This window comes from Endozoicomonas sp. SESOKO2 (genome assembly GCF_024606245.1).
In the GTDB taxonomy this organism is placed as follows: Bacteria; Pseudomonadota; Gammaproteobacteria; order Pseudomonadales; family Endozoicomonadaceae; genus Endozoicomonas_A.
In genome coordinates this window covers 1-17,497 of sequence record NZ_JAHHPQ010000162.1, presented here as the reverse complement: position 1 = coordinate 17,497, position 17,497 = coordinate 1, and the positions used below count along the sequence as shown (strand labels likewise).

10 protein-coding genes are annotated in these 17,497 nt (G+C 42.8%); 5 read left to right on the top strand and 5 right to left on the bottom strand.

Annotated features, from left to right (window positions below; genetic code table 11):
• Window positions 1-31: 31 nt before the first annotated feature.
• Entirely contained in the window at window positions 32-343 is a 312-nt protein-coding gene (locus KDK17_RS04085; protein ID WP_257255133.1) for a type II toxin-antitoxin system HicB family antitoxin, read from the bottom strand.
• A 42-nt stretch (window positions 344-385) separates the two neighbouring features.
• On the opposite strand from KDK17_RS04085, the gene KDK17_RS04080 reads away from it, so the two are divergent.
• The 3 genes from KDK17_RS04080 to KDK17_RS04070 all read left to right on the top strand — a co-directional run bounded on the left by KDK17_RS04080 (window position 386) and on the right by KDK17_RS04070 (window position 1,821).
• Window positions 386-616 carry a hypothetical protein gene (locus KDK17_RS04080; protein ID WP_257287407.1) on the top strand — a complete coding sequence of 77 codons (231 nt, stop codon included), beginning with the start codon at window positions 386-388 and terminating at the stop codon, window positions 614-616.
• 6 nt (window positions 617-622) lie between these two features.
• Window positions 623-901: a hypothetical protein gene (locus KDK17_RS04075; protein WP_257287406.1), complete on the top strand. Its 279-nt coding sequence runs from the start codon at window positions 623-625 to the stop codon at window positions 899-901.
• A gap of 416 nt (window positions 902-1,317) precedes the next feature.
• A complete protein-coding gene (locus tag KDK17_RS04070; protein ID WP_257255131.1) occupies window positions 1,318-1,821 on the top strand; it encodes a DUF29 domain-containing protein in 504 nt (167 codons plus the stop codon).
• A gap of 49 nt (window positions 1,822-1,870) precedes the next feature.
• Here KDK17_RS04070 and KDK17_RS04065 read toward each other — a convergent pair whose 3' ends face one another.
• Window positions 1,871-6,223 (bottom strand): autotransporter outer membrane beta-barrel domain-containing protein, encoded by a 4,353-nt coding sequence (locus KDK17_RS04065; protein ID WP_257287405.1) that lies wholly within the window; start codon window positions 6,221-6,223, stop codon window positions 1,871-1,873.
• Window positions 6,224-6,755: 532 nt separating this feature from the next.
• Here KDK17_RS04065 and KDK17_RS04060 point away from each other — a divergent pair.
• The gene (locus tag KDK17_RS04060) at window positions 6,756-6,965 is read left to right on the top strand and encodes a hypothetical protein (protein WP_257255128.1); all 210 of its coding nucleotides are present in this window, start codon (window positions 6,756-6,758) and stop codon (window positions 6,963-6,965) included.
• Window positions 6,966-7,020: 55 nt separating this feature from the next.
• On the opposite strand, the gene KDK17_RS04055 is transcribed toward KDK17_RS04060, so the two are convergent.
• From KDK17_RS04055 to KDK17_RS04045, 3 genes are all read right to left on the bottom strand, one after another.
• Complete coding sequence (locus KDK17_RS04055) at window positions 7,021-8,382, bottom strand: Fic family protein (protein ID WP_257255127.1); 1,362 nt, start codon at window positions 8,380-8,382, stop codon at window positions 7,021-7,023.
• Between the two features lie 253 nt (window positions 8,383-8,635).
• Window positions 8,636-9,802: a hypothetical protein gene (locus KDK17_RS04050; protein WP_257287404.1), complete on the bottom strand. Its 1,167-nt coding sequence runs from the start codon at window positions 9,800-9,802 to the stop codon at window positions 8,636-8,638.
• A gap of 920 nt (window positions 9,803-10,722) precedes the next feature.
• Window positions 10,723-12,591, bottom strand: a complete 1,869-nt coding sequence (locus KDK17_RS04045; RefSeq protein ID WP_257287403.1) for a hypothetical protein — start codon at window positions 12,589-12,591, stop codon at window positions 10,723-10,725.
• A gap of 498 nt (window positions 12,592-13,089) precedes the next feature.
• On the opposite strand from KDK17_RS04045, the gene KDK17_RS04040 reads away from it, so the two are divergent.
• Window positions 13,090-17,241, top strand: coding sequence for a hypothetical protein (locus KDK17_RS04040; RefSeq protein ID WP_257287402.1), 4,152 nt, complete (start codon window positions 13,090-13,092; stop codon window positions 17,239-17,241).
• The last annotated feature ends 256 nt before the right edge of the window (window positions 17,242-17,497 follow it).

The window sequence follows — 17,497 nt, the reverse complement described above, 5'->3', positions numbered from 1 at the left end:
ATTGTATTAGATAGTTTTAGATTATAATAGATTATTGCGAACTGTTTTTAACCCACTGGTTAAGACTTTTGCCTTTGGCTTCAGCAGCAGTGGCAGCAGCAGCGTGAACTTCAGGACTGATCCGTAGCATGAGATTGCCTGAGTATGGCCTTTGAACTGGACGGCCCGTTTTCTCACTGATGGCGATATATTCATCAACTGCCTCATGAAATGCAGTTTCCAGTTCATCGACGGAAGAGCCATGAAAACCAACAATATCTTTTATGCCAGCCAGATGACCGAGAAAGATGCGATCTTCGTTATCGTACTCAACTTTGGCAATGTAACCTCTGTGTTTCATCATATTCGTGATGTATCACACTAAAAAAGAAAATGGGTTTAAAACATGAGAACGACAGTGGATCTGGAACCGGGTTTGCTTGCCCAGCTCAAGGAGCAAGCCGCCAGAGAGCGCACAACCGTGAGCCAGTTGGCAAACCAGCTTATTCGCATGGCTGTTGCCACACAGCAGAATAAACCAAGGAATGTGCTTTTCCAGTGGTATGTGGCAAAAAATAGCAAACCTGCCGAAGGTTTTGATCCGTCTGATCGTAGCTATCTTGATGACCTGGTTTAATGCTCGATGAAGCTGATTGATACTAATATTCTTGTCTACGCCAGCATTCCCTTTTCAGATCGCTCCCACACTCTGGAGGGTGTCGCAAAACTCTGGTTCCCATGCTCCGAGGTCGTCATTCCCGCGAAGGCGGGAATCCAGTGCCAACAGTGGGACTCTACCTTCTCGGTGATGACAAGGCCGAGGGGTAAACGGGCAGTACGGTTCTGGTGGTTAGTCAGTGTGGATTCCCGCCTTCGCGGGAATGACGGGAGTGAAGCCAAGAATGACGGGAGCGGAACCTGAGTTTTGCGACAGCCTCAGAGCATGGGAACGGTGTGCCGTACACACAATCAGAATGATAAGGGATGATTAGCCTGAGTGTGTGGAAGCTATGGGAAAGATGGCGGAGTCGGTCGTCGGAGGCGGGCTCCAAACCACCTCAAGCGGCTGTCATTAAGAGTGGTGATCGTGAGCGTTGGGGAAAAGGCGAACAATTTGCACCCGCCTCTTCAACTGCTATCCTCAAACCTCAAACAAAATTGAAGGCTCAGACCTGCTGGCCGACTTATCCCCAGGGATGGGGGGTATCCCACCAAGCGCCTGGAGCGCGACTGGGATATCCCCAGGGATGGGGGGTATCCCACCAAGCGCCTGGAGCGCGACTGGGAGGGAGCGGTTGATGGCTGAAGAATGGTATCCGTTTAATGGAGTGAACATTTATGAGTAATTTATACGAAACTGATTATCACCAGTGGCTGACTAATCAAGTAGCTTTGCTTAGAAATCATAATTTTGACCAACTAGACCTTGAAAATCTGTTGGAGGAGCTGGAGTTGAGTATTAAGCAAGACCTTCGAGAGTTAGAAAGTTTTTTGGTTAATCTCATACTCCATCTGCTTAAAATGGATTACCAGACAACGGTGTTGAGAGACAGTGTAGCCACTAAACGAGTTATTAAAGGTTGGGCTGAAAGTGTATTTAATGCAAGGGATGGGATAGTTGAATTAGTGGAAAAAAACCACAGCTTAGCACCAAGAATCGAAGATGTTTTAGAAGATTCTTACTTTAAAGCAAAAAAGAAAGCTATAAAAGCTATGAACCTTTATGTTAATGCCAATCAAAGGCTTGATGAAAGTAGCTTCCCAGATACTTGCCCATGGTCTTACGATCAAATGATGACTGAAGATTGGTATCCGCTGAACGGAGTAAATCTCTATGAGTAATTTAGCTCGTTCCCACGCTCTGCGTGGGAATGCATAAATTGCGCCTGGCTCAGAACCCATAGCTAACCCTGGCAATAAACCCATGAGCCTTGTAGCTGTCCATCCAGTCATAGTGATAGCTCAGGGTAAAGGTCAGGTTGCTGTGGCTTTCCAGGTTAACCGCGGCATCGAACTGGTAACGGTTTTGTTCACGTTTGGCGCCGTTCACCAGGAAAGCGTCGCCACCCTGGGCAAAGTGCGCGGTCATGGTCACCGGGTCGTCCTTGAAGTCGTGGTAGGCCATCAGGCTGACTTCAGGTTTGACGGTCGTACTGGCTGTGGCGATATCACCCAACAGTTTCAGGCCGGCGCCCAGTTCCAGTATTTCGTAACTGTCGTTTTTGACCCTGTCAAACCCCAGGATGTCAAACCAACCGGTTCCCCGCTTTTCCCGGTAATCGTCCGGCTTGATGTTGGCATAGTTGAAGGCTAGCTGAGGTATCCAGCTCCATTCTCCTGACTGGCCCAAGGGGCGTTGACAGCCAGTCAGCAGACCGATATCCCATGAGTTGACGTCATATTTGGCCTCGATCTCACTTTTCCCAACGTAGCGCTTACCGTCATTTTCACCCCAGCTATAACCTATACGACCATCGACAAACAGTGAGCCTTGCTTAAAGTTGGAGTAGACGCTGAAGGTATGGCCTTCGGCATCGATCCTGCTGGTTGAGCCATGGGTTCCTTTAACATCAGCCTTTGAATAGGTATAGGCGACACCTAGCGTCAGTCGTTCATTCAGGTCAGAATCGATACCCAGCGTGAAGCCTTGGGTTTTGGCCTCATAACCGAAATACCCGTCTTTTTTATCCTGGATAGCATCCATGTTGGCGTACTGCAACCAGAGGTGGTCGGAAGTCACTGTATCACCGGCAGCAATACCGGTGCGAAGGCCAGACTGTCGTGCGCCAATGGCCGCGCGGGACTGCCTGATTGAAGCGATGGCAGAGCTGATGGAAGCACCGGACAGGTCAGGCGTCATCTGTCCGGCAATTTTGGCGACTTCGGCAGGGTTGTGATTGACCGCCTTGAGCTGGTCCAGAACCCAGCGGTTTAGTGGGTCACTGTCCCTGGATGGGCCGGTGGTCAGCTTGTCAGTTGTTTTTCGATTGATTGCTACGTTAATCGCTTTCAAGGCTGAATCGTTGGCACCGCCGGATCGGGCAAGATCACCCACGAATGTTGCTGTATGGTGGTAGCTGACAACGAACAGCTGTCTGGCTGCCAGGCGAAGGGAGTAAGTGTTGTAAGGGCTTGGTGAAGTCGTTAGCAAGGAGGGCATTGCGTTAATGTCGCTGTCGGATGATTGCATCAAAATATATTCGGCGCTCTCACTGAAATTCGGTTGATTATTCAGTAAAACAACGGCTTCAGGGCCGATTTCAATTTCGGTGGCTTTGACGTAAGGCACTTTTGGGTCAGTCTGCTCATCCAGAGTCACTTCCAGCGTGCCCTCTTGCTTATAAACACCTGTCACTTCCAATGCCGTGTCACGTCCGGACGGTTGAGCTGCAGAAGATACCTTCGCGTATAAAGTACCGCCTTTGCTAATGTGGACGACGGGGGTGGCCGACACTTTCTGGTTTGAGGTCAGGATCAGTTTGCCTGAAATGCTCACCGTTGTCATAGTCTCAATCCGCTGACCGCCGAATTGAGCCACCGGACCACTGAAGGTCACGGAGCCCAGCCCGATAATGTCGCCCCCTACGGTACCGTTCTGAACATCCAGGGTGTCACCTTTACCCACCAGGCTCTGGATGCTGCCAATGGTGCCAACCTTCTGGGTCATGTTAATGGGTGGGCGGTGACCGGTGTCATCAAACGTCATCTTTGCTATTGTGCCATGGGCGTTTAATGACACGTTCTTGACAGGTACTGCTGACTGAGTGAATTTAAGCGGCAATGTTAGCTTATCGCTGGCTACGTCTTTGGTGGTCACCAGGCTGGCTGTACCGCTTTCAGTTACCGTGATGCTTGATGGGTTCTGTATTGAAATAGTTTCCCATTGTTTGCCTGTGATCCAGATGTCGTCTATGCCACTGACTGATTCAGTGATTTTGCCGCCGCTGAGAAGCAGACGATCGCCGTTGCCTGGTTGACCTGTAATGTTGCCGGTGGTGCCATCGAGATGGTTCAGGAAGAGCTGCGGACGTGTGGAGTCTGGTTTTGAGAGGTCAATTCCATGGATTTCACCCCCTTCATTATTGATAGCAAAGGCTGACTGATTTAAGGAAGGTCTGGTGAAGTCTACTATCAGCTGACCCGTTTCTTTTTTAGCCGCCATGTCATCGGTGATTCTGGTAACGACACCGCCTCTGGCAATGCTGAGAGTGCCAGGGTTATCGATTTTCGTAGAGCCCCATTTATCTCCCCGGATAATCAGGTTATCAAAGCCACTCAGTTCCTTGACTGTGCCTGAAACCATGACAAGAGTGTCGTTCATTCCAGGGCGTGTTTTTAGAAGGCCAGCATCACCACCGGATTGAACAAAGTGCAGTGAAGGGCGTTGAGCGTCACCCGAGAAATCCAGACTCCCTAATGTTCCAAAGTTATCCACTTCAACGAAGCCGTTTTCGGTAAAGTCGCTGTTGAATGCCAGATTTAACGCGCCACGGCCACTGCTGCCGCTGGAGCTTGCATTGATACTGTTGATCTGCGCACCCTTCTCTATATTGACGTAATTGGGATTCATGACCGGCACTGCCACTGACCAGGCGTCAGCACTGCCACTGGTTACAGTGATGGTAGAGATAGTATCAACCGCTGTTGTAACTGAACCCGTATTCAATACCAGTGTGTCGTTCAGGTCAGAACGGCCCTTGACGGTGCCGGTTTCACCCCCTTCCATTAACAGCTGTAGCGGTGGCCGGTAGTTTTTGGAAGATAGGTCAATCGTCTTGATGGTGCTCTCAGGCAAGCTGTGTACGGTAAGCTGGCGATCCTCCGATGTGGGTTGACTGAACGACAGATAGAGTGATTCAGGACTGGCCGAGGGGCTTTGAGTAGAAATTGTATCGATACTGGCGTTTACCGCATTAATGAGCGATGTATCTATAATCCAGCCGTCAGCGAGCCAGTCAGTTCCGCCAATCTCAACGGTGGCAAAACCGGAAATATTACCCTTTATGGATACTGTCGTATTTTTATCAGAAACATCTTTTTTAGGGGGAGGCGCAATATAAAGAGTATTGTCTTTGCCACCCACACTTTCGATGTTTCCTGTGATGGTTCCTCCATGCACAAACAGCGGGGTTTGGCCGGTTTGCTCCATCTTAATGGCAGTCGATCCCCCAACGATGTATCCGGGTTCGATGACAACGCCATTTGGAAAGTTACCCAAGTAAAGCAATCCGGTACCAGTACCGCTTACGGAACCCTCATGCACTAACTGGCCATTACCTGAGATTTTGATGCCAACGGCATTATCCTGGGTAAATATATGACCACTGTTGTTGACTTTCGCTTGTTGGGTGTCTGTGCTCATGGCAACGTTACCGTCGCCAGTAACGTGGATGGTGCCCTGGTTGGTCGCACTGGAGAAGAAATTGTCCGCAGGGGGGTTACTGGTATTGATGGTGGCCGTCATACCGTAATTGTTTTTGCCGCTAATGTTGATAGTGCCATCATTGACGATCTCTGCATTCCCCTGGTCCACTCCGGGTTTGCTGATATTTTCATTGCTGGCTTTCATTCCGTAGGATGGTTGGTCGCTTGAGGACTGGCTGGATAGGTTAAGAATGCCGCTGTTGGTACCCAAACCGTTGATAATGAAAAAGCCAATGGCGGGGGCGCTTAAAATATTAAAGGTGCCATTGACCTCATTTGCGGCAGCGTTCATTTTGCGCGCAGCCTGAAAGGCTATGTGAGAGGGTATGGGTGCAGTTTGTCTCATGACCCCCTGAACAGTGACTGTGCCCTGGTTGCTGATAGTATCGCCGTATTTGGTTAGGGCCATAATGACGTCTGCAGCGTTGCCGGTCTTCTCTCGTGCACTGCTGAGCTGGCCCTTGTTAATGACTTTATTATTCATGCCTACAGCGCTATCGATCATACGAATCTCAGTCTTCACTTTATCGCCAGCGGGCAATTCGCTCGTCACAGAACCTTCGATGTACAAGGTTCCATTCACCATTTTTATGTAGTTTATCGGGCCGGGTTTAGAGGGATCAGCGGGGCCTACGACGACGGTAGTGCCTTTCGGGATGGATTCTACTCCCTCGACAATTTTGGTTTTACCGGGGGGCCATTGTTTCGGGTCAAAGCGGCTACCCGTATTATCTCCCAAAGCCCATCCGGAAATCACAGAAGCGATGACAAACGTTAAAATATGCTTCGGGTAAAAAACATGAGACTTGGGATGACTCATTGATACACCTTCAAAGATCATAAAAGGCGGCAGACAGGCTGGAGAAGACTACCGCTGAAAAAAACGGATTCAGCGTTCAAGAAATGACCAAGACTGGACTGGGTGCAGTCTAGTGCAGCTGAGCCTTGATATCCATACAGCCCCCCGTTCATCCTGAGCGGAGTTTGGGTGCCATTGATAATCTGGAGCGTTGGAACGAGGGCTGTACGGATATAAAGGCTAGAGGTAGACAAAGAAATGTTTTGAAATACCCTTTAATTGTAAAAAAATAAGTCTTTAACCCAAAAAAACGACACAGTTTTAATATTTAAGAACTGGCGTTAAAGTGTCGTACGCTGTTTAATAGCCAAACTTAAAGTATTGCATTTCTCTGAAAGGGATTGTTTATGGCTGTCTTTCCGTTTACGACTATTTCCCCGTCTAAGACTATCTTCCCATTGGAAAACCCTGTGCAGCTAGCTTTTACCAACAACATTAGTGAGCGGGCGATTCAAAGCCTGTTCATTAAAACTGAAGGTAAAGAGGTTTTTCAATGTCTGGAAACGTTGTGACCAGAGAGGAGTTTGAGGAGCTTAGGGAAGAATTCAAAGACGAGACCATGGATCTTCGGATAAGGTACAACGATATATCCGAATGGCTTAAAGTCAGGGGAGTGGACGTTGCCGCACAAAGGAGTGCCCTGAATATCCCGACAGCTCAGGGCTTCAGTCTTTACTGGCCAGTTGGTTTAATGTTCGTTTAGCAAAGATAGCAGGTAGGCCCTGAACCCTGAGTTAAAAGGAAACCCGGGGGGCAGATTACTTCCGAAGAGACAGAAAGGACTGCTGCCCATTCTTAATGGTCAGAACCAACTCATCCACACTGTAGCCATCAAATTTATTAACATTATCGATAATGGCGGGTGAAAGCCCTTCTCGCAGAAGGAGTCCATTGACCAGAATGCAGCCGATAGTTCTGGCATTCCCGTCTCTAAAAGGGTGGGTATGTTGAAGATTTCGACAGAGTTCAGCAATAGCGTGGATAATTGCGTCATGTCGCAGCTCGCTGTCCGTTTCAGTTATTTCTTGCAACTTGTTCTCAAAGGCCTGGCAATATTTTATGGATAACTCAATGCCTTTTTGACCTTTAAAATCAATGAAAACCTGGTATGTATAACGATCGAGTCTTTCTATTCTCGGAAAATTGTTCTCGTTAGCCAACTTCGTTATTTCAATTAAGCCATTCTTTGTGAAGTTTTGCCCCCTCACATAACCAACGACCGCTTCGTTCCAGGAGAAGTCTTTAATAATCACATCTGCACGAGCAGACATAACATCGGATGTAGTCAACTCATGAATAGCTTCAAGCTTACTGTAATCCAGGGGTTTATTAGCCAAAATATTACCGGCTTCTTTAAAGGCAGTTAGCATAGCCGCTGCATACCCAGGCTCATCCTCATAACAAAACAGACCTAAACCGTATTCTTCCCAGTGTCCCTCATCAATAAAAAATCTGTACAGCTCATCCAAAGGAAAGCCTTTGAACGGTTCTGTTTGATCCAGCATAGTCTGAACTTCAGCGGACTTCTCAAAAGCGCGACAAATACCCTTTAAAAGGTGGTATAAACGCAAAGAGAGGCGCTGTTCACCTTTTTCGTGATCAATAATAGATTGTTGAATGGCTTCAATACTCATTTCTGAAAGAACAAGAGCGCAAGCCTTGCGTGCAAAGGCCCCAACCTGCTTCTCTTCATGAAAATAATTTGGCAGCTGTTCTATCGAGCTAAGTAAGTCTTCACACTTACTCAAGGTGCTGGAGCTATCCCACTGAAACATAGGCACAGCTTCAAAATTGCTGAGCCATCCGTCGAGCCTCGCAAGGAAATATGCGTAATAAGTATGTCCCCGCCTATCAATAAGCTCCGTTGCTCGTCCCTGATTAAATGCTGCTTTACAACCATTAACGATTTTTTCAAAACTTCGTTCACTCTGCTCAACATTATCAGGAGATAATCTGGTTATTTTTCTGCCCGACAACTGTTTATCAGGAACCTGTGATTCATCCGACGGCAAATCCCTTTTTACGGTAGAAGGACATCGGCCAAAAACAAATCGTGACTGCTCTTTCGAACCAAACAGATATAGGTTCGCATCGCTTATATCGTCAAATGGATGAATCATATTCCGGAGCGCATTAGCAAAATAAGAGGGTATCATTTGATGACTCACTGTCGTTTTTGAAGTATTTCTCTCCCAAACTATTAGTCTCTCGGTCATTTAGTCAAGTGACTTTAAGAAGTTATAGCCCTTGTGGTACGAAAAACAGCGAGAGACACAAGATCCGAATTGCTCTTCATTCGGTGGAAGGACAGTTTTTTTCTGATCGAGCATAACCCCGAATAACCAGACACCGCTTACTTCCAGATGGCTGGTATTATGGCTCAATGTCGTTCAGCAAAGATAGCAGGTAGCCCTTTAGCCTTGGATCCTGAATTAACTTGAATATCGCGTCAAGCTGTTCTGAATCATAACCGGTATTTTGATATAAGATGTTATGAACTATTACCTTGGCAGCCAAAATATCGCGTATATCGGCACTTTCTGTGTGTTTGATTTCTTCAAATAATTCACTTTTTCCTCCCTGTACCCATCTTCTTTTGACCTGTGTATCGAGCTTCCAGAGCGTATGATTGGGGCGGTGAACCAGCCATATAACATCGAGCAGATCGGGCATGGCATTTTTAGCCTTAATGATTCGCTTGTTTGCCTGGCGACGAAGCGGTGAGTCAAAGTTAAATTGATTCAGCGCTGCTGCCTTTATTTCTGGCCGATACTCACTCACGAAAAACGACTCAAGGCCTGTGTTTTTCCAGAAGGATTGGAGATCCGCATTGACCTGACTTTCAAAAAAGCGCCACTCATAAAAGGGAATCTTATTCATTGTAATGGCTTTGGCCAGGCTGATATTGCCTGTAACGAGAATTAACGGATTAGAGAAATAGAGCAAAGCATTGTAAGCATTTTCGTTAGCGATAGTGCCAGGGTTGATAAACGTTATTTTTCTATGTTCTGTGGCAGTGCCGTCAACATAACCCCCTGACTGGTCATTTGACTTGTAACTAACATGACTAAAACCCAGTTCTTTGAGCATTTTCTTAAAGGCTGGCTTTGCAACAGTTGATGCTTTGAGGGGAGTAATGATTTTTACTTCGCCGGGTTCTACTCTTCTGATAATGCCCAAATACTCTTTCAAGAAGGCCTCATCATGGTAATAAGCGGTATAATACGACACATTCTGAATATTTTCTGCCTGAGTATGCAAATCATCATAACCTGTAAGAACATATCCGAGCCAAGGCTTATCACGCAGTAATTTTTTTAAATCCTTGTGCAATGAAGTTGATGCTTTGTCTTTTGATAATTCGTAATGGTCAACTTTGTCGATCAGCTCTGAGTTAAAAGGCAGGCCAATATGCAGTTCACCCAGACCAAATCTTGGCGTAGCAGTAGAGAATTTATGTTGTTCGGTGCTAATGGAGCAGTTCGAAAGATTCTGGCACAAATCATAACCCTCACGGAGGAAGTCTGAGATGTAGTTCATGGTTCGATGACTGATAGGCATACTGTCATAGTTGCTGAAGCCAGATCTCTGGTGAAAGTCTTCTACCAGCCATAAAGAATGAATAAAATTCTTTGCCACACCCTCATTTCTGGCAGCAATATTTGCATACCGACCAACTCCCAGCCAATTGAGTGTTCTGGGGATTCTCATTCCTGCCCAGGTTGATAGGGATAGGATAAAGCTAGCCACCTCCTTCTGAAGCCAGAATGCCTCATCTTCACGTCGTTCATCTTTATAAATCCAATTAATTTTCAGATCAGAAGCTTCAGAAAAATCACGGTATAACTTTTTTTTCTGAGACCAGGTACTCTGTACAGTCAGTTCAACAGGAATACTACTAAATGCTCTATTGCGAAGAAACTCTCTGTTTACTTCCAGTAAACAGGCAAAGTCATCTGTATCTTCTGCTATTGTTGCCAAAATCAACTTTGGCTCACGGGGATAAAAATAAGTTGGCCTGTTGTTCAGTGCAAGTAACCATTTGACTAGGGAAGATTCAAGGTTTACTTCCCTGCCATCCATTTCGACTTCTGTAGCGCAGGCAAATGGAGTCATAAAATTAAAAATAACGATGAACAACTGCATTATTGCTTTAAAGGCTTTGTGAAAATTATTCAGATACATGCCTTATTAGTCTCCTTATGATATGAGAACGGCCTATACGATAATGTTTTACTGGGCACAACGGTTTTCTTCAAAGAATTGACAAAGACAATCCTATTAAGACAATTAATAGTCGTCGTGTAACCCATGTAAACTTCTGCACTCACAGCTTCGATTTATTTCGGATAGTGTCAAAGTGTTAGCAGCCTGACTGAGAATAGACTGCCCCAGGCGGCAACGGTTCCTGCGTTGCTCTGGCTCCTGCATTAATTGAACAGATATAACGTCAACTGTTTCTATGGCTTATGTTTGATCATCAGTGATATCAGGTACTCCCTGAGCCTTGGATCCTGAATTAGCTTGATTAACTCGTCAAGCTGTTCTGAATCATAACCGGTATTCTGATCTAAAATGTGCTGAATCAGTACCTTGGCAGCCAAAACATCCCGTATATCAGCACTTTCTGTGTGTTTGATTTCATCGAATAGTTGACTTTTTTCTCCCAGCCGCAATCTTTCCTTGACCTTTTTATCAAGACGCCAGAGCGCAAGATTGGGGCGATGGACCAACCATATAACGTCGAGCAGATCAGGCATGGCGTTTTTTTCTTTAATAATACGCTGGTTTGTCTGACGACGAAGCACTGAGTCAAAGTTAAATTGATTGAGTGCTGCTGCTTTTCTTTCTGGCTGATACTCACTTACGAAAAACGCCTCAAGGGTGGTGCCTTGCCAGAAGGATTGGAGATGCTCATTCGTGTGACTCTCAAAGTAACGCCATTCGTAAAAAGGAATCTTATTCATTGTGATGGCTTTGGCCAGACCAATATTACCTGTAACGAGAATTAAAGGATTAGAGAAATAAAGCAAAGCATTGTAAGCATTCTCGTTAGCAATAAAACCTGGATCGATAAACGTTATTTTTCTATATGCAGGGGCAGTGCGGTCAACATAGCCACTTGACTGTCCGTTTGATTTGTAATTAACTTCGCTAAAACCCAGTTCTTTGAGCATTTCCTTAAAGGCTGGCTTTACAAAAGTTGACCGTTTAAGAGGTGTAACAATTTTTACTTCGCCAGATTCTATTCTTCTGATAATGTCCAAATACTCTTTCAAGAAGGCTTCATCGCGGTAATAGGCGATATAATACGAAACATGCTGGATAGTTTCTGGCTGAGTGTCCAAATCATTATTATCTGTAAGAGCATATACCAGCCATGGCTTATCGTTCAGTAATTGCTTAAAATCATTATGCAGTGAAGTTGATGTTTTGTCTTTTGATAATTCGTAATTGTCAACTTTCGCGATCAGCTCAGAGTTAAAAGGCAACCCAATGTGCAGTCCACCCAGACCAAATCTTGGCGTAGCAATAGAGAATTTATGTTGTTCTGTGCTAATGGAGCAATTTGAAAGGTTTTGATACACATCATCACCCTCATACCAAAAGTCTGAAATGCAACTCATGGTTCGATGACTCAAAGACATGGTTTTAGGGCTATAAAATCCAGCTCTTTGGTGAAATTTTTCTACCAACGATAAAGAATCAATAAAACTTTCATTGAAGCCTTTACCTCTGGCATAAATATTAGAATACTGACTAATTCCCAGCCAATTGGTTGAACTGGGTGCTCTCATTTCCTCCCAGTTTGATAGGGATAGAGTTAAACTGGAAACCTCCATCTGAAGCCAGGATTTGTCTTCATGTCCTTCATCTTCAAAAATCCAATTAATTTTAAGATCTGCAGCTTCAGGAAAAGCATCGTATAATTCTTTTTGCTGGGACCGGGTAGTCTGTACATTCAATTCAACCGGAATACTATTATTAAAAGATCCATTGCCAAGAAACTCTCTGTTTAATTCCAGTAAACAGGCAAAGTCATCCGTACCTTCTTCTACCATTGTTGCTAAAATCAATTTCGGCTCATTGGGATAATCAACAAATGGACTATCATTCAGTGCAAGCATCCATTTGACTATGGAAGATTTAAGGTTTATTACCCTTCCATCCATTTCGACTTCTGTAGCAGAGGTAATCGAGGTCATAAAACAAAGGGTAACGGCCAGTAACAGCATAATAGTTGTAAAGGCCTTGAGTGCAGAATAACTGTCAGTGAGTTTCAATACAATACGATCATGGGACGAAAGCACTTGTTTCAGATAATTCATAAAGATAATCACCTTAAAACGTATAATGACCCTCTTGTAAACCATCTAACCTTCTCCACTAAACCGCGATCAAGCAGGTGCCGGAACGAGCACCGGATTCTGGTGTCAGTTGGCGTATAAACGTTCTTGCTCCAGATCAAAACTGAGTGGTAATCAGAGTGTATCCCGGTTTCATCAATAAGACACATATAGTAGACCAGTAGCTCCTTTTTACTAGTCCATTTTCACTGGCTCAGAACAGGTTGCGTGATAAACGCGCAAAACTATACGGCAATATTATTCTTTGTACAGCCCATGAGAACAATATTTAACTTATTCAGAGCCGTTTATTCAGAGATTAAGAGGATGATCAAGTGATAATAAACATCAGTACCAGCAATTAGAAAGCAGATAGTTTTAAAACAAGCTACTATTCGCTTGTTATAAGGTTTGGTAGGTCTTACCCGGACAATACTGCTCAATATAGAAGCTTGTATGACATTATAAGGACTGGTAGCTATGATGTTAACCGCGTTATCTAAATTGAGAAAAAAAAACATTCATTTTATCGTTTTATTGATAACCCTGAAGTCTGAGAGTGCTCTTGCACTAAACGAAAAACAAAAAAGCATGTTAAAACAACTCACCCTTCCTGAGTATGAAGAACTTGATAAAGAACTTAAAGAAAAATATTTATACAGGGAAGGTGAAGCTTACATTAATACGTTGATGGCTGATGTTAATAGACGAAAAAGAAACAATTTTTTCAAAAGTAAAAATAGAGAAATAGCTCAGAAAATGGGGGTTAAGGCTAGTGACAATACTACCAAGCCTGGCATACCTTACACTCTATTAAGGACGTTTAATCTTGTTCAGGCAATGATTCATTATGGTAAAGTAGAATCTATCGAGCAAATACCGATAACAAGTGTAGATCAAGTAACGCTTAGAAAAAGTAATCGGGCAGCCAGTGTTGTTGAAAACTATGTAGATAGATTATTATCACAAAGAGCAGAAAAAACGCCCATAAAGGATATGGATTGGATAAGTATGTTCTATGAAAATCGGGCTTATCTAGAGCGAAAAACATCTATTTTTAAGGCAGCAAAAAACAAAGACTTTAATCCTGGATTATCCAATCCATATAGCCCTCTAAATCTTCAGTTACATCTACTACGCAATGGAGAGTTTATATTAAAAAATGTCAAAATAATCCGGAAAGGAAACTTTGAGGATGGAGATAAAATAGTTTTATTCGATAAATCAACATCTGCTCCAACCTCTCCCAAGAGAAACAGCGCATCTAAAGCCAGAGAGATTTACATTGCAACTCATAAACTTCAAGTCTTTCTTAATAAGAAGTATCCAGATAAATTTAAATTAACTATCAATGACGACAACATGTTTGTAGTGTCTTTGGAATTTGTAGCACCCTATGGCTGGTGGAAAGATGCATTTTTTAAAATAACGCTTAATTTTGACAATATTGGCAACAAAATACCAAACGTTTTCATTAAATATGCACCTAAGGTAGCCCACCATTTTACAAATAAACTTTTCTCAACAAAGAGTTATAACTGCTTTTATGGAATCAACTTCGGTGGTTATAAATACTGCTGGTCACACAGCCCCGAAAGTGTACTCTATGGATCAGACAATTTTACCGTAGAAGAACATATTTTGAATATAATCAATTGTTTGACAGCTGACTTCGATATAAGATCAGAAGGAATTCTTTCACATGACTTGCATGCAAGAAGCCCACAGAATGTGATTACAAAAGAAATAATCGACGTAAATGAACGGGTACAAAAAATCAGCAAGTCTGTTTATGTAGAAACGGATCACATTAAGATAGAAGAAAGTGTTCGAGAAAGAATAAAGGAAGGAGAAGATCCATTTTTTGATTATTTGGTAATGGACGATGAGTCCGATGATAAAAACAATATAGAATCAATAAGTACTGATACTTTTATTCCTATCGAAATGCAACCTGAAGCTGAGATTGTAGAATTTGATTATACCTCTATAGGAACTTTTCATGATCTGACCTCTGAAGCCAGGCGAAAATCGGAATTTAAAATACCATTAAATATAGAACCCGTTGTTTATTATAAGAATGAAAAGCTGGATGAGCATAATTTTAAACAGGTTCTGAATAGGATAAGGAAAGGAAATAAAAAAGAAGGAAATATAAAAAACAAACACAAGAAAAGGCATAACATTCTTACGCTGATTGTTAAAGTCCCTGATTATGAAAGGCGAGCGTTTGAAATTGCTGCGGCCCATTCAGATAAATTTTATATTCCAAAGAAGCACTTCCAACTGGCACATTACTTGAAAGCTGACGAAAGCACAGTAGGCAAACCCATAAAATGGGAAATACACATAGTTGAAAATAAGAAATTAGCAAAAGCTAATAATATGGTTTATCAGTATAAACTCATTTTACCTCTAAAAAGACAAAGGACAACAGAACGCTATAGAGGAGGATCTCAGTATGACAATCAAGCTAATATTTGGATACCCACTGTTAGAGAAAATATGTCGGAAGTTGAAAAGAAATTCACTTTAATGTCAATGTATGACTTATCTCGCAATAAATTTAAAATTCCGAATAATCTAAAAAAAGCCGCTGTTTCAAATCTGGGTAATAACATTATTACCAAATCATTATTAATGCCACAGGACGATAAATGGTTACCAACTCTGAGCCACTTGGATTTATTGCTACAAAGAGTTGAAATGTCGCTCCTTATAAGCCATGAGGACTATTCAACCGCCAAAGAAAATAATGTTTTTTTTGAAAGCGTCATTGAAGGAAATATTGAAAAAAATGTTATCACGGATATGTCATTTTTCATTGGATACCTGGCTCCAAACCTGAGAGTTATATCCACTATGAGCGGTCCAGATAAGGCAGAAATTATTTATCGTATTGTTATAAATTATCTCATAGAAATATGTGTCAGAACTCTTCTAGACAACGAATTTGATGCAAGTACTGGAATAGTCAAACAACTTATTGATAAACCGGAGCAATTTAGACTGGAGGACATCTATGCTGCCAACAAAAAAGGTATTTCTGTAGCTTTTAATGTATTACAAATCACTGATTTTATTTTTACAAAAATTGTTTTTAATCCTATTAATACAGGTAATTTAGAACTTTCTTTTTATGATAATGAAGTAGAAAACCTTCACATTATTATCAAGAGCATGCGCAAAATTATTGATGATGAGAAAAATCTTATCCCATTGTTTTTGAGTCACTTGTTGCCTGTCGCGAGACATTACTCCAGCGATATGGATTTCGAAAGCAGCCAATTTTTAAATAAGTTTACGTTAAGCATTTTAGAAAAATACGGAAGTCGTACAAAAAATAGAGATGTGAAAGTTTCTCTGCAAGCGTTTCTTAAAAAAACTGAACAAAACTCGAGTTTTTTCAGTAAAAAGAAAACAGATGAATTAATCTTTTTATTTAGGAAAAACACTCCGAATCTTCTCATTAATTTTCCAAATGGACATGGTCAGTTCAGACAAACCTGTTACCATTGTGGTGAAATTTACGAAACTAAAAACCCCATAAGAGGCAAAGGACGCCGGACAAACAAAACCACTGGCGAACCGAAAGAAACGCTAGTAAGACCTTTTCACAAGGAATGCATGGAACAGGACAGATGCATCAGGAAACAAGTAGGGCAATTATATAACAAGATGAAAAAGGGATACCCCAAAAAACAATTAGTTGCTCCCGTTTCTTACTATAACCCTGTCCCCGCCGGTTTTGAGCTGATAAGAATTAATGGCGATGGTAACTGTATGTACTCGTCCATTGCAGAGATATTCAACAGGATTAAACGTTCAAGACAAGCAGGCGCATGGAACCAGCAAAAGGTAAGACAAATCATGAATTACAACCTTCGTCAAATTTATTCCATGATTGAGGATCATCCTGATCATGAAAAACTGATACAAGAGCTTGAGCTAATATTAGGGATCGATTCTGGTATGATTCCAGCCATTCTCGATAATAATATAATTACTGATTCAACCTCTTTCGCTGAATCGGAGTTAGCAAAATTGCAACAATATGGCAGTGTGCAACTAATTGCTTTGCTAGTGCCAACACAGGGTGTATGGTTTCCGGTAATTACACAAGGTGACTACGGGTCTAATTATGAGATTTATGACCTGAATCGCTGGGTTAATTTTGCTCCTAACCTTTTGGCTATTCTGTTACAGAACCCAAATTATGCATTTCCTGATCTCTCAGAAAGTCAAAGGGAAATACTTTTACAGTTATTGCTAAACCAACATTTCGATCAAGCTGTACTCTTCGCCTCAAACCTTACAATAGCCCCTCATCAAGCTTCTCATTATCTTATTCATTACCCTGGTTCAGCGGCTCTCCTGGAACACTTTGATGCCGCAGTAAGACTTGGAACGCCCCAGAATAGAGAGGCTGATTTGTCACATACCATTCAGATACATGAGTCGTTTGAAGATCCTTCTAAAGATGGAAATAATAAAAGTAACGAGCTTGACCCCGATTCTTCAGTTTCAACCAATGATACTAAACGTGTGACATTACAGGATCGCAATCCCTTATCCCTAATGATTCAAACAAGTGCTAAAGCACTCCTAACCACGCCAGAGAATAGTATGTAAGTTAACGCCCTGTACACACGCTGTGGGAGCTGGCAAAAGGCAGTAATCGCGATTATAAAGTAGCCTCACCAGCTTCCATATATCTGGCTGCATACCTTATCAGACATTCTGTGATATGAACGCTCCCTTCGCAAAAAGTTTTATGAAACACAACCGTATGCTTAGGAGAGTTCAAAAAACCTCCCGGATTAAAGCAACTGTTCTTAGGGTAGACATTAAGCCCCACCCACAGCACAAAGACCTAATCTTGTACGCC